The 21,743-nt window shown below is 69.6% G+C and carries 21 protein-coding genes; 13 read left to right on the plus strand and 8 right to left on the minus strand.

Features of this window, described 5'->3' with window-relative positions; translation table 11 throughout:
• The first annotated feature begins 11 nt into the window (after positions 1–11).
• The 5 genes from EDD27_RS46685 to EDD27_RS46705 all read left to right on the plus strand — a co-directional run bounded on the left by EDD27_RS46685 (position 12) and on the right by EDD27_RS46705 (position 5,642).
• Positions 12–1,274: a DUF4910 domain-containing protein gene (locus EDD27_RS46685; protein ID WP_127938993.1), complete on the plus strand. Its 1,263-nt coding sequence runs from the start codon at positions 12–14 to the stop codon at positions 1,272–1,274.
• The gene (locus EDD27_RS46690; RefSeq protein WP_127941421.1) at positions 1,274–2,245 is read left to right on the plus strand and encodes a hypothetical protein; all 972 of its coding nucleotides are present in this window, start codon (positions 1,274–1,276) and stop codon (positions 2,243–2,245) included. Before EDD27_RS46685 ends, EDD27_RS46690 begins: the two co-directional genes overlap by 1 nt.
• Before the next feature lie 22 nt (positions 2,246–2,267).
• Positions 2,268–3,707, plus strand: coding sequence for an oligosaccharide flippase family protein (locus EDD27_RS46695; RefSeq protein ID WP_241564625.1), 1,440 nt, complete (start codon positions 2,268–2,270; stop codon positions 3,705–3,707).
• The gene (locus tag EDD27_RS46700) at positions 3,704–4,570 is read left to right on the plus strand and encodes a glycosyltransferase family 2 protein (RefSeq protein ID WP_127938997.1); all 867 of its coding nucleotides are present in this window, start codon (positions 3,704–3,706) and stop codon (positions 4,568–4,570) included. The genes EDD27_RS46695 and EDD27_RS46700 overlap by 4 nt, the downstream gene beginning before the upstream one ends.
• 145 nt (positions 4,571–4,715) lie before the next feature.
• On the plus strand, positions 4,716–5,642 hold the full coding sequence (locus tag EDD27_RS46705; RefSeq protein WP_127938999.1) for a hypothetical protein: 927 nt from the start codon (positions 4,716–4,718) through the stop codon (positions 5,640–5,642).
• On the opposite strand, the gene EDD27_RS46710 is transcribed toward EDD27_RS46705, so the two are convergent.
• Positions 5,639–6,517, minus strand: a complete 879-nt coding sequence (locus tag EDD27_RS46710) for a DUF6492 family protein (RefSeq protein WP_127939000.1) — start codon at positions 6,515–6,517, stop codon at positions 5,639–5,641. The genes EDD27_RS46705 and EDD27_RS46710 overlap by 4 nt on opposite strands.
• Positions 6,518–6,614: 97 nt before the next feature.
• Between EDD27_RS46710 and EDD27_RS46715 the strand changes: the two genes are divergently transcribed.
• Entirely contained in the window at positions 6,615–7,370 is a 756-nt protein-coding gene (locus tag EDD27_RS46715; RefSeq protein ID WP_127939002.1) for a hypothetical protein, read from the plus strand.
• A complete protein-coding gene (locus EDD27_RS46720) occupies positions 7,367–8,701 on the plus strand; it encodes an O-antigen ligase family protein (RefSeq protein WP_127939003.1) in 1,335 nt (444 codons plus the stop codon). The genes EDD27_RS46715 and EDD27_RS46720 overlap by 4 nt, the downstream gene beginning before the upstream one ends.
• On the opposite strand, the gene EDD27_RS46725 is transcribed toward EDD27_RS46720, so the two are convergent.
• A complete protein-coding gene (locus EDD27_RS46725; protein ID WP_127939005.1) occupies positions 8,634–9,188 on the minus strand; it encodes a dTDP-4-dehydrorhamnose 3,5-epimerase family protein in 555 nt (184 codons plus the stop codon). The two genes, EDD27_RS46720 and EDD27_RS46725, sit on opposite strands and share 68 nt — an antisense overlap.
• 165 nt (positions 9,189–9,353) lie before the next feature.
• Between EDD27_RS46725 and EDD27_RS46730 the strand changes: the two genes are divergently transcribed.
• Genes EDD27_RS46730 through EDD27_RS46740 form a run of 3 tightly spaced genes read left to right on the plus strand, consistent with a single transcriptional unit; the run spans position 9,354 to position 13,537 of the window.
• Positions 9,354–10,127, plus strand: coding sequence for a WecB/TagA/CpsF family glycosyltransferase (locus EDD27_RS46730; protein WP_164904100.1), 774 nt, complete (start codon positions 9,354–9,356; stop codon positions 10,125–10,127).
• Between the two features lie 3 nt (positions 10,128–10,130).
• The gene (locus EDD27_RS46735; RefSeq protein ID WP_127939006.1) at positions 10,131–12,197 is read left to right on the plus strand and encodes a glycosyltransferase; all 2,067 of its coding nucleotides are present in this window, start codon (positions 10,131–10,133) and stop codon (positions 12,195–12,197) included.
• Positions 12,194–13,537 (plus strand): hypothetical protein, encoded by a 1,344-nt coding sequence (locus EDD27_RS46740; protein ID WP_127939008.1) that lies wholly within the window; start codon positions 12,194–12,196, stop codon positions 13,535–13,537. Before EDD27_RS46735 ends, EDD27_RS46740 begins: the two co-directional genes overlap by 4 nt.
• On the opposite strand, the gene EDD27_RS46745 is transcribed toward EDD27_RS46740, so the two are convergent.
• The 6 genes from EDD27_RS46745 to EDD27_RS46765 form a co-directional block, all read right to left on the minus strand.
• Positions 13,538–14,428, minus strand: a complete 891-nt coding sequence (locus EDD27_RS46745) for a glycosyltransferase family 2 protein (protein WP_127939010.1) — start codon at positions 14,426–14,428, stop codon at positions 13,538–13,540.
• An 8-nt stretch (positions 14,429–14,436) separates the two neighbouring features.
• Positions 14,437–15,309: an NAD-dependent epimerase/dehydratase family protein gene (locus tag EDD27_RS46750; RefSeq protein ID WP_164904101.1), complete on the minus strand. Its 873-nt coding sequence runs from the start codon at positions 15,307–15,309 to the stop codon at positions 14,437–14,439.
• 152 nt (positions 15,310–15,461) lie between these two features.
• The gene (locus tag EDD27_RS46755; protein ID WP_127939015.1) at positions 15,462–16,508 is read right to left on the minus strand and encodes a 2-oxoacid:ferredoxin oxidoreductase subunit beta; all 1,047 of its coding nucleotides are present in this window, start codon (positions 16,506–16,508) and stop codon (positions 15,462–15,464) included.
• Positions 16,501–18,345, minus strand: a complete 1,845-nt coding sequence (locus EDD27_RS46760) for a 2-oxoacid:acceptor oxidoreductase subunit alpha (protein WP_127939017.1) — start codon at positions 18,343–18,345, stop codon at positions 16,501–16,503. Before EDD27_RS46760 ends, EDD27_RS46755 begins: the two co-directional genes overlap by 8 nt.
• Positions 18,346–18,466: 121 nt before the next feature.
• Positions 18,467–18,559, minus strand: coding sequence for a putative leader peptide (locus EDD27_RS59115; RefSeq protein ID WP_367804195.1), 93 nt, complete (start codon positions 18,557–18,559; stop codon positions 18,467–18,469).
• Positions 18,560–18,592: 33 nt separating this feature from the next.
• The gene (locus EDD27_RS46765) at positions 18,593–20,017 is read right to left on the minus strand and encodes a polysaccharide deacetylase family protein (protein ID WP_164904102.1); all 1,425 of its coding nucleotides are present in this window, start codon (positions 20,015–20,017) and stop codon (positions 18,593–18,595) included.
• Positions 20,018–20,242: 225 nt separating this feature from the next.
• On the opposite strand from EDD27_RS46765, the gene EDD27_RS46770 reads away from it, so the two are divergent.
• Genes EDD27_RS46770 through EDD27_RS46780 form a run of 3 tightly spaced genes read left to right on the plus strand, consistent with a single transcriptional unit; the run spans position 20,243 to position 21,732 of the window.
• Positions 20,243–20,614, plus strand: coding sequence for an NADH-quinone oxidoreductase subunit A (locus tag EDD27_RS46770; RefSeq protein WP_127939020.1), 372 nt, complete (start codon positions 20,243–20,245; stop codon positions 20,612–20,614).
• Between the two features lie 45 nt (positions 20,615–20,659).
• On the plus strand, positions 20,660–21,190 hold the full coding sequence (locus EDD27_RS46775) for an NADH-quinone oxidoreductase subunit B (protein ID WP_127939022.1): 531 nt from the start codon (positions 20,660–20,662) through the stop codon (positions 21,188–21,190).
• Positions 21,187–21,732, plus strand: coding sequence for an NADH-quinone oxidoreductase subunit C (locus EDD27_RS46780; protein WP_127939024.1), 546 nt, complete (start codon positions 21,187–21,189; stop codon positions 21,730–21,732). The genes EDD27_RS46775 and EDD27_RS46780 overlap by 4 nt, the downstream gene beginning before the upstream one ends.
• Positions 21,733–21,743 lie beyond the last annotated feature (11 nt).

The raw sequence follows: 21,743 nt of genomic DNA on the forward strand, positions 1-21,743 counted from the left end.
TGACGAGCCCTATGACGGGGCCGGAGCTGCACGCCCTGGTCGAGCGGCTCTACCCCATCTGCAGGAGCATCACCGGCGACGGCGTGCGCGCCACGCTGGAGATCATCGGTGAGCACGTGCCGCTGAAGATCACCGAGGTGCCCACCGGCACCCAGGTGCTCGACTGGACGGTGCCCACGGAGTGGAACATCCGCGACGCCTACGTCAGGGACGCCACCGGGCGCCGGGTCATCGACTTCCGCGAGTCGAACCTGCACGTGGTGGGCTACAGCGTGCCGGTGTCCGGGACGTACACGCTGGAGGAGTTGCGTCCGCGCCTGCACACGCTGCCCGAGCAGCCGGACCTGATCCCGTACCGGACCAGCTACTACGCGGAGACCTGGGGTTTCTGCCTGCGCCAGGAAACGCTCGACGCGATGGACGACGGCCCGTACGAGGTGCTGATCGACTCGACGCTCCGGCACGGCTCGCTCACCATTGCCGAGCACGTCGTCCCTGGCCAGATCGAGGACGAGATCGTCATCTCCTGCCACACCTGCCATCCGTCGCTGGCCAACGACAACCTGGCCGGGATCGCGGTGGCGGTGGGCCTGGCGCGGCGGCTGGAGCGGCCCCGCCACACCTGCCGGTTCCTCTTCATGCCCGGCACGATCGGTGCGATCACCTGGCTGGCGCTGAACCGGGATCGTGTCGACCGCATCGCGCACGGCCTCACGCTGGCCTGCGCGGGCGACCCGGGGCGGCTCACGTACAAGCGCAGCAGGCGCGGCGACGCCGGCATCGACCGGGCCGTGACGCATGTGCTCAAGGACCGGCCGCACGACGTGGTGCCGTTCTCGCCGTACGGCTACGACGAGCGGCAGTTCTGCTCACCCGGCTTCAACCTGCCCTTCGGCAGCCTGACGAGGACGCCGTACGCCGGATATCCGGAATACCACACCTCGGGAGACAACCCGGAGTTCGTCACCCCGGCCGCCCTGGCCGACACGCTGGAGACGCTCTGGCAGGTCACCAGGGTGCTGGAGGGCGATCGCACCTTGCTCAACCTGAGCCCTTACGGGGAACCGCAACTCGGCCGGCGCGGCCTGTACGGCTCACTCGGCGGTCGGAGTGACACGAAACAGGCGCAGCTGGCGATGTTATGGGTGTTGAACCTGTCCGACGGGGAGCACAGCCTGCTCGACATCGCCCGACGCGCGGACCTCCCGTTCATGGCCGTGGAGGAGGCGGCCAGGGCACTGCAGGATGCCGGACTGGTGAAGGAGCTGGCGTGATGGACCTCAAGGTCGGGGACGTGGTGGAAGTACGTACGGAAGCCGAGATCCTGGCCACGCTCGACGAGCGGGGCGAGCTCGACGGTCTGCCGTTCATGCCGGAAATGCTGGCCTACAGCGGCCGGCGGCTCACCGTTCACAAAGTGGCGCACAAACTCTGCGACACCCAGACCCGCTCCGGGCTGCGCAAGATGGACAGCGCCGTGCATCTGACGGGCGCCCGCTGCGATGGGTCGGCCCACGGAGGTTGCCAGACGGCGTGCTCCCTGTACTGGAAGGAAGCGTGGATCAAACGCGTCGAGCCGGGACCCGAGCCCGCCGGAGCTCGGCCCGCCGCCCCGGACCGCCGGCTGCTGCCGCTGCTGGAGGCCAACACGCGCAAGCCGCCCACTGACGGCGACGAGGTGCGCTACTCCTGCCAGGCCACCGAACTGCTGCGGGCCGCGCCGACGCGCCTCTCCTTCAGGGACGTCGGCCAGTACGTCATCGACGTGCGCTCCGGCAACGCCGATCTGCGGCGAACCGTGAAAAGCATCGCGATCGGGCTGTTCGACCGGCTGCAGAACCGGACCAGGCGGCTGTTACCCCGGCGCCTGTGGCTCAAGGACGGGCTGCCCTGGGGCTTTCTCAAGGGTCACGCGCCGGGACCGACCCCTTCGCAGAAGCTCGACCTGCGCCCCGGCGAGCTCGTCAGGGTCAAGCCGAAAGAGGAGATCCTCCGGACGCTCAACAGCGACCTGCTCAACCGCGGCATGGGATTCGAGCAGGAGATGTCCCGCTACTGCGGGAGCACCGCCCGGGTCCGGGCGCGGGTGGAGAAGTGCATCGACGAGAAGACGGGGCGGATGCTGCACATGAAGAACCCGTGCATCGTGCTGGACGAGGTCGTCTGCCAGGGGGTGCACAGCCTCAACTGTCCACGTGAGTTCGTCCCGTTCTGGCGAGAGATCTGGCTGGAGCGTGCTGGGTGAAAAGGCGGGAATGAACGAAAAAGTGGAATCCATCGGCCGCAAGGCGGGCCGGGGACTGCGCTGGAGCCTCCTGGGCAACACGGTGACCAAGGCGGCTTCCTTCGTGATGAGCCTGGTTCTCGCCCGTGTGCTCGCGCCGGAGGATTTCGGTATATACGCGGTCGCGCTGGCGGCCACGCAGTTCGTCATGGTCGTCAAGGACGCGGGCGTCATGGCCGCCGTCATCCAGTGGCGGGGCAGGCTCGACGACATCGCGCCGACGGCGACCGTGCTCGCCTTCGTCTTCGCCACCGGCCTGTACGGGATCTTCTGGGTGGGCGCGCCCTCCTTCTCCGCCCTGGCCGGCAGCGAGGAGGCGACGGGCGTCGTACGGCTGCTCACCGCGGTCATCCTGGTCGAGGCCGTGACCGCGGTCCGCAGCGCCGCGCTGATGCGCGAGTTCGCGCAGGACAAGCTGGCCGTGGCCAACCTGTCGGGCTTCGCGGTCAACGCCGCCCTGGCCATCTCGCTGGCCGTGGGCGGCGCCGGCGCCTACAGCTTCGCCTGGGGCCAGCTCGCCGCCGCCGTCGTCACGGGCGTCATCGTCCTGGCGCTGGCGAAGATGCCGTGGAAGCTCGGCTACGACAGGGCCGTCGCCGGACAACTGCTGCGCTTCGGCCTGCCCTCGGCCGCCGGCTTCGGGCTGGAGGCGGTGCTGATGAACTCCAGCTTCATCGTGGTCGGCGCGATACTCGGCAAGGTACAGCTCGGGTATTACCTGCTCGCCTTCAACGTCTCGAGCTGGGTGCCCGGGCTGATCGGCACCGCGCTGCGGTACGTCTCCATCCCCGGCTTCTCCCGCCTGGCCGAGGATCCGGACGCGGACGCGCTGACCGAGGGCTTACGCAGGACCCTGCGGCCCCTGGTGTCCTTCGTGCTGCCGGTGGCGCTGGTCATGGCCACGCTCGCGCACCCGCTCGTCGCGTTGCTCTACGGCGCGGAGTGGGACCAGGCTGCCGGCGTGCTGCGTTTCCTGGCCGTGCTCATGGTGGTCCGCATGATCACGTCGTTCCTGACCGTGGACATCCTCACCTCGGTCGGCGCCACCAAGAGCACGATCTGGCTCAACCTCGGCTGGGCGGCCGCGCTGCTGCCCGCGCTGGTGGCCGGGGCGTACGCCGGCGGCATCCGGGGCGCGGCGATGGGCAACGCCGCCGCGGCGCTGTTCGTCGCGCTCCCGCTGGGCCTGCTGCTGCTGCGCCGCCACGGCGTACGGCTGGCGCCGGTGCTTCCTGGGCTCGTGCGGCCGGGACTGGCCACGCTCGCGGCCGGCGTGACCATGGTGGCGCTCACCACGGCATTCGACTTCGACCCGCTGGTCGAGCTCATCGTCGTGGGCGGCACAGGCATGATCGTCTTCACCCTGCTCGCGGTGCCCGGGGCGGTGCTCAAGCAGCTCACCAGAAGGAAGGTCTCCCCATGACGCTGGTGTCCTTCGGCCTGCCCGTCTACAACGGCGTGGCACGGCTTGAGCCGACCGTGCGATCGGTGCTGGCCCAGGACCACGCCGATCTGGAGCTGGTGATCTGCGACAACGCCTCCACGGACGGCACCGAGGAGCTGGCCCGCTCGCTGGCCGCCGCCGACAGCCGGATCCGCTACCACCGCCATCCGCACAACATCGGGCTGGTGAACAACTTCACGTACGCGCTCAGGCTGGCGTCCGGCACGTACTTCCGCTGGGTGGGGGACGACAACTGGCTGCTGCCGTCGTACACCTCGCGCTGCCTGGAGCTGTTCGACCGCGACGAGCGGCTGGTGCTGGTCACGAGCCAGATGGAGTACACCGGTCCGGACGGGAGCAGGCAGCGCGACGGTTACGACGGCGACGCGCTGGGCTCGGACGACCCGATCGTGCGCTTCGAGGAGCTGCTCCGCCTGCTCAACGAGAGTCACCTGCTCATCGACCCGCTCTACGGGCTGCTGCGCCGCGAGCCCGCGGCCGCCATGGACCGGCGCGTGGTGCTGCACGAGGACCAGATCCTGGCCGCCAAGCTGGCCCTGGCCGGACCCTGGGGGCACATTCCCGAGGTGCTGAGCGGCAGGGGCTGGGAGAGCCAGTCGCTCTCCAGCGTCGCCAGGAAGATCGGGATAGGGCCGTGGGGCGCGAGGTTCGCCACTCTGGTGGAGTGCCGGGAGATCCTGCGCGGGCTGGGCGACTTCCCGCTGACGGCGGAGCAGCGCAGGCGGGCGCGCCGCGCGGTGCTCGGGCTGTACGTCACCCGGCACAAGCGGACCGTGCGGCACCGCAGTCGCAAGCTCTTGAGGATGGCCCTCAATCGGTAACGAGAACTGGGATTTTTCCGATTATCAGAGGCTGAACAGCAGCCGTTCGATGTGCGCGCCACGCGGTCAAGGGGGACGAAACGTGGATTTTTGGAGGTCGATTCTTGACCTTGCACGGCGCAGGCTGATCGGACCACCGATAATCGTGCTGGCGCTGGCCGTCGCGGCTGCCGCCTACCTGCTCACGCCCACGCGTTACGTGGTCACCACGTCCATGCTGCTCACGACGCCGGCGGCCGGCGGCACGCTCAACGCCGACCCCGACGTCCCCGTGGGCCTGACCAACCCGCTCCTGCAGTTCAGCGACGGGCTGCGGACCACGTCCGGCATGCTCATCCTGGCCATGAACGGGCCTGAGGTGCAACGGGACTTAGGCGTGGTGGAGGGCGGTCCCGCCGAGGTCACGATCGACGACGGCCGCTCCAACCCGGACCTGCTCGGCATCAGCGGCAACGGGCCGTTCATCTACGTGAAGGTCGACAGCGACTCCGCCACCACGGCTCGGATGATTCTGGAACGTGCCCGGCAGCGCATCAGCGCCGAGTTGGTGGAGCGGCAGCGGATGTTGCGGGCGCCCACGTCCACGCACATCTCGATCCTGGACGTGGTGCCGCCGACCGCGCCCAAGGCGGAGATCGAGGGCAAGGTGCAGATGGCCGGGGTCGGGCTCGTGCTGACGGTGGTGCTGGGATTCGGCATCGCGTACCTGGCGCAGCGGCGCGGGCTGTTCGAACGGCGCCGCGCCGCGGCGGCTGCGGCCTCAGGGGAGCCGCAGGAGGAGCCGCCCGTGGTGGACCTGAGCTCCTCCGAGCCCGAGGAGGACGGCCCGTCGGCCGAGGAGGATCCGGAGCCGAGTCAGAACGGCGCAGCGCCCGCTCCGGACCCGGGCCAGAACGGCGCAGCGCCCGCTCGGGACCCGGGCCAGAACGGCGCAGCGCCCGCTGTAGACCCGAGCCAGAACGGTGCGGCGGAGATGGAGGATTCCGGCGCGTTGCTGGTCAGCGACGACGGAATGCCGACCGGGCCCATCGAGGTCATCCGGGTCGGCGCTCCCCGGTCGTCGACCGACTAGCCCGCCTCCTGCCGTTGAACGATCTCCGAGCAGCGCTCCAGCGCCGCCTGACGCACGTCGGGCGGCGTCTTCGACTTGGCCGAGATCATCATGCCGATGGCCTCGGGGCCGAGGCCGTCGGCGAAGGCCAGCGCGGTTTCGCGGTCCATCGGGACGTCGTCCCAGCTGTTGTGGCAGATCGTGGTGTCGGAGTGCGGGTGGGTGGCCAGCACCTCGTCGACGAAGACGCCGTACAGGATGAACTCCGAGACGTGCAGTCGCGCGGTGAAGGCGTCGAACCAGGACCGGCCCGTGGTCTCGGTGATGCGCTGCTGCATGGCGCGCACGATCACGGGGTCCCAGAAGTTCAGCGAGGTCACGTAGTCGTGCAGGGGCGGCTCCGGCGCGAGCGGCAGGCCGAGCAGCTCACGGGCCACCTGGTGCCAGCGCACGTGCCTCGGCATGCCCGCGTGCACGCCGTCGTTCACCCGGTGCAGGCGCAGCTCTCCGTCGGTGGTGAAGCGCGTGGCCGTGGTGGGCCGGACGAGCACGATGTCGGAGTCGGCGATCAGCACCACGTCGGCGTCGACGGAGCCGGCTACGGCGATCTTGATCGCCTGCTGGATCACCCAGCCCCGCACCGGGGGCCAGGGCCGCCGCAGGTTGCCCCACAGGCCGCGGGGCAGGCGCACGTAGTGCCGGGGCACCACTTCCGGCTCGGTCAGCACCCGGCAGCGCGGGCCCTCGTACGCGGCGAAGGCGGCGCGGTCGGCGCGCGGGACGATCACGTGATGCACGGTGTCGTCCGGGGTGAACTCCAGCACCGACCGGTGCAACTCGGCGAACAGGCCGGCGTCGGGCGCGTAACTGGGCGTGATGACCGCCAAGGTGCTCACGAAGATCTATCGCGGGACCGGTCCAATCGTTACCGCCGCAGGGTAACGCGCCACACGGTTCGTCACGATTGCCTAGCGAGTTCAGGGGAGGAAGGTCGTGGATTTCTGGGGGGCAGTCCTCGTTCTGTTCCGGCGCTGGTATGTCACGTTCCCGATGTTCCTGCTGACGCTGGCGGCGACGTACGGCATCTACGCATCCGTGCCGACCCTGTACGTCTCCAACGCGGTGCTGGTGCTGACCATGCCCACGACCGGCGGCACGCAGCCCGCCGAGCCCGGCAAGAGGCTGGCCCAGACCAACCCCCTGCTCAACTTCGACTGGGGGCTCAACATGACGGCCACCATCCTCATCCAGGCGCTGAACACGCCGGAGACCACGGCCAGGCTGGGCGTGGTTCCAGGGGGTGAGGTGACCTACGTGGTCAGCAACGGCAACACCAACCCCGAGACGCTGGCGACCGGGCCGTTCGTGTTCATCGAGGGCAAGGGGTCCACCCCGCAGGAAGCCGAGTCGGTCGTGCGGCGGGTCATCGCGCAGGCGGACGTGGAGCTGCTCGAGCGGCAACGCTGGCTGAACGCGCCGGTCTCCACCTACATCCGCGCCAACGAGATGGTCCGGCCCACGGTCGCCGAGGCGCAGCGGACCAGCAAGCTGCGGGCGGCGGCCGGAGCCGGGCTGCTGGGCGGGATGTGCGCCCTGGCCTCGGCGTTCGCGACCGAGAGCGCCGCACAGGCGCTCCGCAGGCGCCGACGGCGCCACGCCGAAGAGCACCACGCCACAGTGGAGCAGTCCGGTGAACCCGCGGCGGCGCCGGACGCCGAGTCCGGCGGGCGCCTGGTGTCGCGCTCATGAGCGGCGTCACGCTCCAGCGGGCCGTGCCGGTGGCAGAGCCGCACCGGGCCGACGGCGCCACGATCGCCGCCATCTTCGCGGTGATCCTCATGATGATCCCGGCCAGGCTGGTCTTCCGCGGCCTGCCGTTCTCCCTCACACCGGCCGACGCGATCGGGCTGCTCGGCGCCCTGCTGTGGCTCTTCACGCACTTCACCACCACGCTCGGCGCGGCAAAGGGCCCCACCCCCATGCGGACCGCGCTGTTCGCCTACACGATCGCCCTGGTCGCCACCTACTTCTACGCCGCGTCGACGTACCTGCCCGGCGACGAGATGAACCTGGCCGACCGGAGCATGGTGCTGGTGGTCGCGTCGGTCGGCATCGCGCTGGTGGTGTGCGACGGCGTGCGCTCGTACGAGCGGCTGGATCTGGTGCTGAAGACGGTCGCGGTCACCGGGGCGCTGATCGGGATCGTCGGCGCGTTCCAGTTCGTGCTCCACTTCGACCTGGCCAACTACCTCACCCTGCCCGGGTTGCGGTTCACCCAGGAGGCGCCCGCCATCCTGGAGCGGGGCGGGCTGAACCGGGTGGCGGCCACCACCGGGCACCCGATCGAGTACGGCGTCGTCTGCTCGATGGTGCTGCCCCTGGCGCTGCACTACGCCTTCCGCGAGCGGCTGCTGCGCTGGTGGCTGTGCTGCGGGCTGATCGCCGCCGGGCTGCTGTTCTCCGTGTCGCGCTCAGCGGTGCTCAGCCTGGCGGCGGTCGGGCTGGTGCTGTTCATCGGCTGGTCGAAGCAGCGCAGGCTCATAGGGCTGGGGGCGGTGGCCGGGTTCCTGGTCGCCGTCAAGATCGCCGCGCCCGGGGTGCTCGGCACCATCGTCGACCTGTTCGCCAACCTCAACAGCGACAGCAGCATCAGCTACCGCACCCACGACTACACGGTGGCGGCCCACGAGATCGCCAAGAGCCCGTGGCTCGGCCGCGGTCTGGGCACGTGGTACGCGCCCAAACACCTGATCTTCGACAACCAGTACATCTCCTCGCTGGTCGAGACCGGTGTCCTCGGCCTGCTGGTCTTCGTCGGCCTGTTCGAGGCGGCCCTGTGGTCGGTGCTGCGGTCCCGGTACCTGTCCGCCGATCCGGAGATCCGCGACCTCTGCCTGGCGCTGACCGCCTGCCTGGTGGTCCCGCTGCTCGGCTCTGCAACGTTCGACCTGCGCTCGTTCGCCACGGTGACCGGGCTGTCGTTCCTGCTGATGGGCGTGTCCGGCGCCGTGCTCAGGGTGACGCGAGAAGCCGCCGCCGCACCTCGGCCCACGACCGCGCCGCCAGGTCCCGCTCGCTGATCGCGGTGACCGGCAGCGGCCAGGCGATGGCCAGGTCCGGGTCGTCGTAGCGGACCGCGATGTCCTCCGCCGGGTCGTGCTCCCTGTCGATGCGGTAGCAGACGTCGGCCTGGTCGGTCAGCGCCTGGTAGCCGTGGAGCAGGCCCGGCGGGACGTACAGGTGGGCGAAGAGTTCGTCGTCGAGCACCGTGGTCATCTGCCGGCCGAACGTCGGCGACGACGGCCGGGCGTCCACCAGCACGTCGTGCACGGCTCCGCGGGCGCAGCGCACGAGCTTGGCCTCGCCCTTGCCCGAGCGGCCGTGCAGCGCCCTGATGGTGCCCTTGCGCGAACGCGACTGGCTGTCCTGGATGAAGGCCGCCGGGTTCAGCCCGTGCTTCTCGGCCACCGCGGCGTCGAAGGTGCGGGTGAAGAACCCCCGGTCGTCGTGGTGCTGGGCGGGGATGAACAGCAGCACTCCATCGAGCGCACCGCGTTCTACTCTCATGGCCATATATTCCTTGAATTTCCGGCAATTAGCGGCTTCTCGCTCTTTTTTCAAAGCTGATCCGCTTGCGTAACAAGGTCCCCAAATATCCCGATTACCCGATGGAACGGGGTATCCGGGTGAGGCGAGCTCGTGGGGGGCGGTCATATTTCCGCAGATCACTCCATGACGGCGGCATGCACGCGAGTTCGGGTCGGTGGGATCGACGTATCCACGATCACCGAGACCGGACTGGCCGACCGGATGGCGGCAGGCTGGCGGACGGGGCAGGGCGGCTGGATCGTCACGGCCAACGTGGACATCGTCAGGGCCGCCTCCCGCGACCCCGAACTGGCCGCCCTGGTGGCGAAGGCCGAGGTGGTCGTGGCGGACGGCATGCCCGTCGTGTGGGCGGGCCGGCTGGCGGGCGGCGCCATCGGCGAGCGCGTGACCGGCGCCTCCCTCGTGTTCACCCTCTCGGCCAGGGCCGCTGCGGAGGATCGTTCGGTGTATCTGCTCGGCGGTGACGAGGGTGTGCCCGAGGCCGCGGGGCGGGTGCTTATGGAACGTTACGAAGGTTTGCGGGTGGCGGGCGCGTACTCGCCGCCGTACGGGTTCGACACCGACCCGGGCCAGGTGCGGGACGTCGTCGAGCGGGTCGTGGCCGTTCGCCCTGATCTCGTGCTCGTGGGGCTCGGCTTCCCCAAGCAGGAACGCATGATCGTCGAGCTGCGCCCGCACCTGCCACAGGCCTGGTACCTGGGCTGCGGCGCGGGCATCCCGATGGCGGCCGGGCAGTTCAGCCGCGCCCCGGCACTGCTGCAGCGCAGCGGCGGCGAATGGCTGCACCGGCTCGCGCTGGAGCCGCGCCGCCTGGCCCGCCGCTACCTGCTGCACGACGCGCCCTACGCCCTGCGCCTGCTGGCCCAGGCGTTACGCATCCGCCTGCAGGAGAGGTGAACGATGCTCGCCGTAGTGATCGTCACGTACCACAGCAGTGCCGTGATCATGGACTGCCTCAAGTCCGTACGCGTGGCCCTGCAGGGCGAGGGGCCCGCGAAGGTCGTCGTGGCCGACAACGCCTCCGGCGACGACACGGTGGAGCTGGTCCGCCGGACCGACCCCGAGGCCGAGGTCGTACAGATGGGCCGCAACGCCGGGTTCGCGGCCGGGGTGAACGCCGGCGTCGCGGCGGCCCCCGGCTGCGACGTGCTGGTCCTCAACCCCGACATCCGGCTCGAACCCGACGCCATCGCCAGGCTCCGCGAGACCCTGGCCACGCCGGGAACCGGCATCGCCGTGCCCGAACTCACCGGCGAGGACGGCGCCTTGCACTACTCGCTGCGCCGGCGCCCCACCGTGCTGCGGGCGATCGGCGAAGCGCTGCTCGGCGGCCACCGCGCCGGTCTGCTGGCGCCGCTCGGCGAGCTGGTCGTCAACCCCGGCCAGTACGCCGCCGAGCGGACGGTCGACTGGGCCACGGGCGCCGCCTGGCTGATCTCCCGCGCCTGCCTGGACGTGCTCGGCCCGCTGGACGAGCGTTATTTCCTGTACTCGGAGGAGACCGAGTACATGCTGCGGGCCGGCGACCACGGGTTCGCCGTCCGCTACCAGCCGCGTGCCCGCGCCGTGCACCTGGGCGGCGAGCAGTCGACCTCCAGCACGCTCTGGGCGCTGTCGGCGGCCAACCGGGTGCGGCTGCACCGCGAGCGCCACGGCGCGCTCAGAGGGCTCGCCATGCGCGGCGCCGTCATGCTCAACGAGGGCCTGCGCGCGCTCGCCAAGGGCCGCACGGCCGGGCAGCGGCACAGGGCCGCGCTGTCCGCCGTGCTCGCCCTGCCCGACTGGCCGGGACAGGCCGACGGGCCCGGCTACGTCTGCTTCTCCGCCCAGGACTGGTGGTACCACAACCGGGCGCACTCCGACTTCCAGCTCATGCGCTCGGTGGCCGCACACAGGAAGGTGCTGGTGGTCAACAGCATCGGCATGCGGATGCCCATGCCGGGCAGATCGACTCAGGTGCTCAGGCGGATCAGCCGGAAGCTACGCAGCGTGGCCAAGTTCGTCCGCAGGCCGATGCCCGGCTTCTACGTCATGTCACCGCTGCCGTTGCCCTTCTACGGCTCGTCCCTGATGCGCCGCCTCAACGCCGTGCTGGTCCGCACCCAGGTACGTGTCGTGTGCCGGCTCATCGGCCTGACCGAACCCGTCATCATGACCACGATCCCCACCGCCTGGGACGTGGTCCGCCCGATGCGCCGGCGCTCGCTGCTGTTCAACCGCTCCGACCGGCACTCCGCCTTCCCCGAGTCCGACACGGCCACCATCGAGGAACTGGAGCAGGCGCTGCTGCGCCGGGCCGACCACGTGCTCTACGTCAGCAGGGCGCTGATGGACGAGGAACGCGCGCTCACCGGCGATCGCGCGCACTACCTCGACCACGGCGTGGACATCGAGCACTTCACCAGGACCGACCGGCTGCCTGCCGACCTGGCGGGCATCCCGGGCCCGCGGGTGGGCTTCTTCGGCGCGCTCGACGACTACCTGGTGGATTTCGACCTGCTGGAACGGCTGGCCGCGGAGCTGCCAGACGTCTCGCTCGTGCTCATCGGCGACGCCGACGTGCCCATGGACCGGCTCACCAAGTATCCGAACGTCCACTGGCTGGGCTTCCGCCCCTACGACGACATCCCCGCCTACGGCTCGGGATTCGACGTCGCCATCATGCCGTGGCTGGACAACCCGTGGATCCGGCACGCGAATCCGATCAAGCTCAAGGAGTACCTGGCGCTCGGGCTCCCGGTGGTGAGCACCGACTTCGCCGAGCTCGCCGCGTACTCCGAAAGGGTGCGGATCGCCGCGGACCCGGCGGCGTTCGTCGCGGCCGTACGCGCGACGCTGGACGACGGCGGCCCGCAGCCTCCTGAAGTGTTACGCGCATCCGTGCTCGGCGCGTCGTGGGCCTCCCGCGCTGCCACACTGATGGCCATGGCGGAAGCGCCGCCAGGCGCGGGTGAGGGGAAACGATGAGGAGAAGGCGTTCCCGGGTTGCCGTCTTCGGCGTCGGGTTCCTCGCTCTGTTGCTGGTCCTGATCTCCTGCTATCCGAGTGACATATGGCGCGGGAGCCCGTCGGCGAGCGGCACGTCCCGGCCGAGCCCGTCACGGGGCGAGTCGTCCGGGCTGAACCTGCAACGAGTGCCGTGGGAAGGCGGGCCGTCCTACTACGCCCGTTTCGGCGCTGCCGCCACCGCCGGCTGGTCCGACCCGTCGTTCTTCCCCATCGGCGTCTGGCTGGAGTCCGTCGTGGAGCCGCAGGACGCCCCCGACGACAAGGCCATGGGCTTCAACACGTACATCGGCCTGACCGGCACGAGCAGCGCCCAGATGGTGCGGGACAACGGCATGGCCGCGCTCACCCACAAGCCGCTGGCCGGATACGGGCAGGAGACGGTCGGCTGGGTGATCGATGACGAGCCCGACATGTGGGCGGGCGCGGGCGACGCCAAATGGACCGGCAACCACCCGGGCGAGGGTCCGCTGTGCGACCCCGAGGACCAGGGTTGCGGCTACACCGTGATGGCCGAGCAGAAGGGCAAGCTGCCCAAGGACGACCGCCCCCACTACGCCAACTACGGCAAGGGCGTCATGATCTGGCAGACCGAGCCGGAGGCAGGCAAGTTCGTCAACGGCTACACCGACATCATCTCGGCCGACGTCTACTGGTACACCTCCAACGGCATCTGCGAGGAGGCCAAGACCTACCTCAACCTGCCGGTCGAGCAGTGCCGCCTGTCGGCCAACTACGGCGCGCTCATCGACAAGCTGCGCAGGCTGGACGCCCAGGACGGGCGCCTGCAGCCCATCTACGGGATCGTGGAAGTGGGCTGGCCGGGCGCTGACGACAAGCGTGAGATCGAGCCCCAGCAGCTCGCGGGCGCGGTGATGAACTCGCTCATCCACGAGGCCCGCGGCATCATCTACTTCAACCACAACTTCGGCGGTCCCTGCCAGTCGCAGCACGTGCTGAGAGACGAGTGCGGCGACCGGATCAGGCCGACGGTGGTCGAGCTCAACAAGCGCATCCGCCAGCTCGCCCCGGTGCTCAACAGCCAGTCCTACAAGCACACGTTCAACCAGCGGCTCGACACCATGCTCAAGTACCACCAGGGTTCCTACTACGTCTTCGCCATGCTGGGCCGCGGTGCGCAGCCCGGCGCCCACACGCTGGAGTTGCCGCCCGGCATCCGCGCCGACAAGGCGGAGGTGCTCTTCGAGGGCCGTACCGTCCCGATCGACGCCTCGGGCGAGTTCGCCGACACCTTCCAGGCCGAGCACTCCTACCACGTGTACCGGATCCCGGCCGGCTGATCAGGGTCGGCTCACCCGCTGGGGGCGCAGCAGCGCGGCGAAGCAGGCGCGGGCGACGGGCCGGCCGGCCAGCGCGCGCACGCCCTGGCCGAGCAGCAGCACCGCGTGGTAGACGGCGCCGGGCAGCCGGCCGTGCCGCCGCCTGAACAGCCTGGCCCTGTTCACGGTGAGGAGGGCGGTCAGGGCGGGGTCGGTGCCGGATTCGCCGCCGATGTGCTCGGCCACCGCGCGCGGCTCGTACCAGGTCGTCCAGCCGAGGTCGGCGGCGCGCAGGCAGTACTCGGTCTCCTCGCTGTAGAGGAAGTACGACTCGTCCCACCGGCCCGCCGCGCGCAGCGCGGGCACGGAGATCAGCATCGCCGCGCCCGTGGCCCAGGCATGCGCTCCGGGCCGCTCGTACACGCGCGGGTCGGTGATCAGCTCGCCCAGCCGCCACAGCCGGCCCGCCAGCGTGCCGCCGAGCACGGCTTCGGCGAACGCCCTGCCGACGGTCGGCATCCGGCGCAGCGACGGCTGCAGCGAGCCGTCGGGGTTGACCAGGTGCGGCACCGCGATGCCGCGCCCAGGCGTCCGCAGCGCCTCGGCCAGGGGCGCGATCGAGCCCGGTCGTAGCCGGCAGTCCGGATTGAGCACGTAGACGGCGTCGAGCGTGTCGAGGTCGAGCACGTCGAGTCCGGCGTTGACGGCCGCGGCGTAGCCGGCGTTCCTGCCCAGGCTGACCGTGATGGCCCCGCGCCGCCGGGCGACGGCCAGGCTGTCGTCGGCCGAGTCGTTGTCGGCGACCACGACCGCCGCCGGCTCCACTCCGGCCGCGGCCGCAGGCAGCGACGCCAGGCAGTCTTCCAGCACGCCGACGCTGTTGTAGGTGACGATCACCACGGCCACGCGCATGACGCCCGCTAGATCGCCCGCTGGGCGTACCAGGCGATCGTGCGCCGCAGGCCGTCGCCCAGCGCGACTTCGGGACGCCAGCCGATCAGGTCGAGCGCGGGCCCGGGATCGGCCAGCTGGGTGATGTCCAGCGGCCGGTCGGCGACGGCGCCGAAACCGGGTTTCGAGGTCGAGCCGGCGATGTCGAAGAGCAGCTCGACCACCTCCCGCACCGACGTCGCCACGCCCGTGCCCACGTCGAAGGCCTGGCCGACGGCCCTGTCGCTGAGCGCGGCGGCGAGGAACGCCGACACCACGTCGTCCACGTACACCCAGTCGGCCACCTTGGCGCCGCTGGTCAGTTGCGGCTCGTCGCCGTGCAGCAGCGCGAGCGTCACGTACGGCACCAGCTTGGTGGTGTCACGCTGCCCCGGCCCGTACACCATCGAAGGACGCACGATCGTGTACGGCACCCCCCACAGCCGGTGATACAGGTCGGCGTAGCGCGCGGCCGCGCTCTTGGCCATCGCGTACGGCGACGGCGCGGCGGCGTGCCCGTTGCCGGGCCGCGGCTCCTCGATCGACCCGGCCAGCACCACCCTGCACTCCCGCGACGCCACGGCCGTCAGCACGTTGACCGTGCTCTGGAGGTTGCCGGCCAGCGTGGGCGCCACCATTCCCGGGTCCCTGGCGCCGTTGACCTCGCCGGCCAGATGGAAGATCACCTCCGGCGACACCTCGGCGAGCAGCCGCGCCGTGGCGTCAGGCTCGCGCAAGTCGGCCCGATGCCAGCGCATCCCAGGGTCGGCGGCCGGACCGCGGCTCACCGCGTGGACGTCGGCGCCCAGCTCGGCCAGCCGCCTGGCCAGGTGCCCGCCGATGAAGCCCGATGCCCCGGTCACCAGGGCCCGCCTGCCTTCCCAGCCCAACGAGCGCCCCTCTCCGACCGGATGTGGATCAGCTCTTGTGTATCCCTCTCCGGGTGGCGGCCGTTACGACGACGGCGCCGCCGCCCCATGGGGACGGCGGCGCCGGATGCTCAGCCGGGCGCGGCTCAGCCGATGCGCCAGGTGTCGCCGCCCAGCAGCAGCTCGCTCAGGTCGCCAGGACCCTTCTGCTGCGCGGCCTCCTCCATCTGCTCGGCCATGGCCACCTCGTACGACGGCCGGTCCACGCTGCGGAAGACGCCGATCGGCACGTGCTCGAACGCCGGCTCGTCCAGCCTGCTCAGCGCGAAGGCGATGGACGGGTCCGGGTTGTGCGCGTCGTGCACGAGGATCTCGTCCTCGCTCACACCCTCGCGGGCCACCACCTCGATACCGCCGGACGAAGCGCGGACGACGGCCTTGGAGGCGCTGACGATCGGCTGCCCGTGCTCCAGCCGCAGCGTGATGTCGTCACGGACCTCGGGGTCCTTGAGCGGCTCGAAGGCGTTGTCGTTGAAGATGTTGCAGTTCTGGTAGATCTCCACCAGCGACGTGCCGCGGTGCGCGGTGGCCTCGCGCAACACCGACTGCAGGTGCTTGCGGTCGGAGTCGATGGTGCGGGCCACGAACGACGCCTCGGCGCCGATGGCCAGCGAGATCGGGTTGAACGGCTTGTCCAGTGACCCCATCGGCGTCGACTTGGTGATCTTGCCGACCTCGGACGTGGGTGAGTACTGGCCCTTGGTCAGGCCGTAGATCCTGTTGTTGAACAGCAGGATGTTGAGGTTGACGTTGCGGCGCAGCGCGTGGATGAGGTGGTTGCCGCCGATGGACAGCGCGTCACCGTCACCCGTGATCACCCACACCGACAGGTCGGGCCTGGAGGCGGCGAGCCCGGTCGCGATCGCCGGCGCGCGGCCGTGGATCGAGTGGAACCCGTAGGTGTTGAGGTAGTACGGGAACCGCGACGAGCAGCCGATGCCCGACACGAACACGATGTTCTCGCGCTTGAGCCCCAGCTCGGGCAGGAAGCTCTGCACCGCGGCGAGGATCGCGTAGTCACCGCAGCCGGGGCACCAGCGGACCTCCTGGTCGGACTTGAAGTCCTTCAGGTTCTGCTTGACGTCGGTCTTGGGAACGAGCGACAGGCCCTTTCCATTTACTAGCTCAGTCACTGTCGATCACGTCCTGGATGACTCCGGCCAGCTCCTCGGCCTTGAACGGGAGCCCGCGCACACGGTTGTAGCTGATCACGTCGACGAGGTAGCGGGCCCGCAGCAGCAGGGCCAGCTGGCCCAGGTTGATCTCGGGCAGCAGCACCTTGTCGTAGCGCTTGAGCACCTCGCCGGTGTTGGCCGGCAGCGGGTTGAGGTGGCGGAAGTGCGCCTGGGCGACCTTGCCGCCGTTCCTCCTGATCCGCCGGATGGCCGCGGCGATCGGCCCGTACGTCGAGCCCCATCCGATGGCCAGCACCTTCGCGTCGCCGTCGGGGTCGTCGACCTCGAGGTCGGGCACGTCGATGCCGGCGATCTTGGCAGCCCGGCTGCGGACCATCAGGTCGTGGTTGTCGGGGTCGTAGGAGATGTTGCCGGTGCCGTCGGCCTTCTCGATGCCGCCGATGCGGTGCTCCAGCCCGGCGGTGCCGGGGATGGCCCACGGGCGGGCGAGGGTCTCGGCGTCCCGCTTGTAGGGCAGGAACTGGCCGTCGTCACCGTTCGGAGTCGTCGTAAATTCTTGTGAAATATCCGGCAAGTCGGAAACTTCGGGCAGGCGCCACGGCTCCGAGCCGTTGGCCAGGTAACCGTCCGAGAGCAGCATGACCGGGGTGCGGTATTTGACCGCGATCCTGGCCGCCTCGATGGCCGCGTCGAAGCAGTCGCTCGGCGACATCGGCGCCACGATCGGCACGGGGGACTCGCCGTTGCGGCCGTACATGGCCATCAGCAGGTCGGTCTGCTCGGTCTTGGTCGGCATGCCGGTGCTCGGCCCGGCCCGCTGCACGTCCACGATGATCAGCGGCAGCTCGGTGGTGACCGCCAGGCCGACCGTCTCGGCCTTCAGCGCCACACCGGGACCCGACGTGGTGGTCACGCCCAGCGCGCCGCCGAACGCGGCCCCGAGCGCCGCGCCGACGCCCGCGATCTCGTCCTCCGCCTGGAAGGTGCGGATGCCGAACTTCTTGTGCCTGCTGAGCTCGTGCAGGATGTCGCTGGCCGGGGTGATCGGGTAGGAGCCCAGGAACAGCGGCAGCTTGGACTGCACGCTGGCGGCGATCAGTCCGTAGGCGAGCGCCTGGTTGCCGGAGATGTTGCGGTAAACACCCGGCGCCAGCTGCGCCGGCTTGACCTCGTACGACACCGAGAACGACTCGGTGGTCTCCCCGTAGTTCCAGCCCGCCTGGAAGGCCGCGATGTTGGCCTTGGCGATCTCCGGCTTCTTTGCGAACTTTTGCTCGAGGAACTTGATCGTGTGGTCGGTCGGCCGGTGGTAGAGCCAGCTGAGCAGGCCGAGGGCGAACATGTTCTTGGACCGCTCGGCGTCCTTTTTGGACAGGTCGAAGCCTTCGAGCGCCTTGACGGTGAGCGAGGTCAGCGGCACCGCGTGGACGCGCCACTCGTTGAGCGAGTCGTCCTCCAGCGGGTTGGCGGCGTAGCCGACCTTCTGCAGGTTGCGCTTGGTGAACTCGTCCGTGTTCACGATGATGTCGGAACCCCGGGGCAGGTCGCCCAGGTTGGCCTTGAGGGCCGCGGGGTTCATGGCCACGAGCACGTTCGGCGCGTCGCCGGGCGTGAGAATGTCGTGGTCGGCGAAGTGGAGCTGGAAGCTCGACACGCCCGGCAGGGTGCCTGCAGGCGCGCGGATCTCAGCCGGGAAGTTGGGCAACGTCGACAGGTCGTTGCCGAACTCCGCCGTGCCCGCCGTGAAGCGGTCGCCGGTGAGCTGCATGCCGTCGCCGGAGTCGCCGGCGAACCGGATGATCACGCGGTCGAGCTGCTGGACCTGCTTCGTCACAGCTCAGTCCTCCTCGACGCGCCAAGGCGCGGTTGCATTAGGCGCGTTCTCTGTTTCCATGCTAGATCCTCGGAAGGTCGCGCGTTTGCAGCCCGCGTAAAGCGGGTAAACGCGGTCGGTCTCAGGGTGAGGTCGGAGAACAACGACGACACAGCCCGGACGCGAGCCTGCAGAGGTCTACATGCAGGCGGGCGAACAGGACGGTTCGGGTCACGATCGCCAACTATACGTCCCCCCAACACGTGCGCTACGTCAGGGGCTGCTTACGGGACGGCTCGCTCCCTGACCTGTACAGGCGTCCGGCCTGCATTCCAGCAGACCCGTACAACTCTGGAACGGTGACGAATCTGTAACCCTTCCCGCGCAACCTTTTGAGGATGTCCAGAACGGCGTCAACGGTCCCCCGATGAATGTCGTGCATCAGAATGATCGCACCTGGGTGGGCCGCGCGCACGACACGATCGGTGATGTCGGCCGGCTTGCCGCCTTCCTGATCGCCCGCGTCCACGTCCCAGGTGACCACCGCGAAGCCCTTCTGGAGCGCGATGTCGCGCAGTTCCCCGCTCACCGCGCCGTACGGCGGACGCACCAGCGTCGGCGCCTGCCCGATGGCCGCCGCGATCATGTCCTCGGTACGCCCGAGCGAGTCGGCGACCTTGCTGCTCGCCTGCTTCGACAGGTCCCTGTGCACCCAGCTGTGGTTCCCGATCAGATGACCTTCCGAGCTCATCCTGCGCAGCAGCCCGGTCTGCACGGCGGCGCTGCTGCCGACCGGGAAGAACGTGGCCCGCGCCTGCGCCTCCCGCAGCACGTCCAGCAGCCTGCCGGTGAACGGTCCTGGCCCGTCGTCGAACGTCAGCGCAACACACCTGGCCTTGGCGCAGTCCACCGTGCCGGCTCGGTTGCTGGCCGCCGGCGGGCTGCTCGCGGACACGTCGTGCGGCGTGCTCCTCACGTAGTAGGGCGGACCGCTCTCTTCATCGTGGTCCCGCACGCCCCGGCCCGTCGCGCCGCGGACGCTTTCCTGGGCCTGCCTGCCCAGATCGGACAGCAGCGGCGTCGCCTCGTCCGCCGGCACCGCCACGGCCAGCCGCCCCAGCGAGCACGGCCCGATCTGGCAGTCGTCGAACTCGACCACCAGGTCGCCGCTCCGGTTGAAGGCCATCGAGTCGAGCTGACCGCCGTCGGCCGTCACCTCGTCGCGCTCGACCTGCTCGCCGCGCCCTTTGAGCTGCTCCCTGACCAGTTCGGCGAGCCGCCGCAGCGCGTCCTGCCCGGCAAGCAGCCCGGTGGAGCCGACCGCCTTGCCCTTGCGGGGATCGAACCAGAGCGTCCGAGTGGAATTGCCCCAGCTCGCGCCGAGGTACTCGCCGGTGCGCAGCCGTACTCCGATCGCCTGGGATGAGGCGGCCGCGAGTTGCCAGGTGACGTTGAGCTCGGGGCGCGGGTAGACGCCGCCGTCTTGGGTGCGCCGGCGGAAGTCCTGCAGCTGCCGCTGGATCTGTGCCCGCAGCGCCCGGTTGAGCGCGGGCGCGGTGGCGAGCTCGGGGTAGTTGATGTGCACGTAGCGGGCCCCGCCGGGGGAGTCGCCTTCACTCATCGTCCTGGTGGACAAGGCGGGAACGGTCGCCGGGTCGACAAAGTCGATCAGTGTCGGCTCTGCCGGGATCATGACGTCCCGCCCCTGAGGAGAGCCGGTTAGACCGCACCCCGCGGCTGAGAGGGCCAGCAGAGCGATTCCGGAAAAGAATCGCGGTTTATGCATGTCTGTCAGGTTATGGGGTTGATCTTCTTGTTTACCCCGATTTTGGGGGATGGGGGAAGAGGCTTTGACCCATCCTTGGTTTATGACCCCGCTGACGGGCCTTTGGTTCGAGATCGAGTTACGATCGATTCCATGGACGGCTATTTCGGGTCCTACGTGCTGGTCGCCGCGCTGCTCGCCATCGGCGTCGCCATCGTGGCCGGGGCCCTGACGGCCAACCGCCTCCTCCGGCCGAGCCGTCCCACGCCCGACAAACTGACCACGTACGAATGCGGGGTCGACCCGGTAGGGGAAGGCTGGGCCCAGTCGCAGGTCCGCTACTACGTCTTCACGTACCTCTACGTCGTGTTCGCGGTGGACGCCGTCTTCCTGTTCCCCTGGGCCACCGTCTTCGACGCGCCGGGCTACGGGCTGACGACGCTGGTGGAGATGTTCGTGTTCCTGGGCTTCATCGCCCTGGGCATCGTGTACGCCTGGCGCAAACGGGTCCTTACCTGGACATAGGCCGGCGTTCTTTGCCTGACCTGCGATCCGCGCAAGAATGGAATCATGGCAGCAACGGATCTCCCGATGCCCACGGTGGGGCCGGTCTCCCGGTTGGCACCCAAGCCGATGCGCTTCGTGCTCAACTGGGGTCGCCGCTATTCCCTGTGGGTGTTCAACTTCGGGCTGGCCTGCTGCGCGATCGAGTTCATCGCGACGTCGATGAGCAGGCACGACTTCATCCGGTTCGGCGTGATCCCGTTCGCGAACGGCCCGCGCCAGGCCGACCTCATGATCGTGTCCGGCACGGTCACCGACAAGATGGCCCCGGCCGTGAAACGGCTCTACGAGCAGATGCCCGACCCGAAATACGTGATCTCGTTCGGCGCCTGCTCCAACACCGGCGGTCCTTACTGGGACTCCTACTGCGTGACCAACGGCGTGGACCAGATCATCCCCGTCGACGTCTACGTGCCCGGCTGCCCGCCCAGACCCGAGGCCCTCCTCTACGGCATCATGAAGCTCCAGGAGAAGATCGCCCAGGAGAAGCTCAGCGACCGCTACGGATTGTCCCGCTCCCACTCGGAGGAGGCGTGAACACCGCCGAGCTCTCCGCACGTTTCGGCGACCGCGCCGAGGTCTCCGAGTCGTACGGCGACACCACGATCGATGTCGCCCCCTCCGACTGGATCGAACTGCTGACGTTCGTCCGCGACGACCTCGGTTACGCCTTCTTCGACTGGCTGACCGGCGTCGACGAACCGCCGGACGCCTTCCTCGTCGTGGCCCACGTCTACAACCCGGCCGCCGGCGAGCGGCTGCTGCTCCGCACCCGCGTGCCGCGCGCCGACCCGCACCTGCCGACCGCCGTCGGGGTCTACCGGGGTGCCAACTGGCACGAGCGAGAGACGTACGAGATGTTCGGCGTGATCTTCGACGGCCACCCCTACCTGGTGCCGCTGCTGCTGCCCGACGGCTTCGAGGGCCACCCGCTACGCAAGGACTTCATCCTGGCCGCCCGCGTGGCCAAGCCCTGGCCCGGCGCCAAGGAGCCCGGCGAGTCCGGTCACGGCGCCCCGAGCCGCCGCAAAACCCTTCCCCCTGGCGTGCCCGCCGACTGGGGGACCCCAGATGCCTGAGGCGCCTGCGC

This window comes from Nonomuraea polychroma, assembly GCF_004011505.1.
GTDB lineage: Bacteria > Actinomycetota > Actinomycetes > Streptosporangiales > Streptosporangiaceae > Nonomuraea > Nonomuraea polychroma.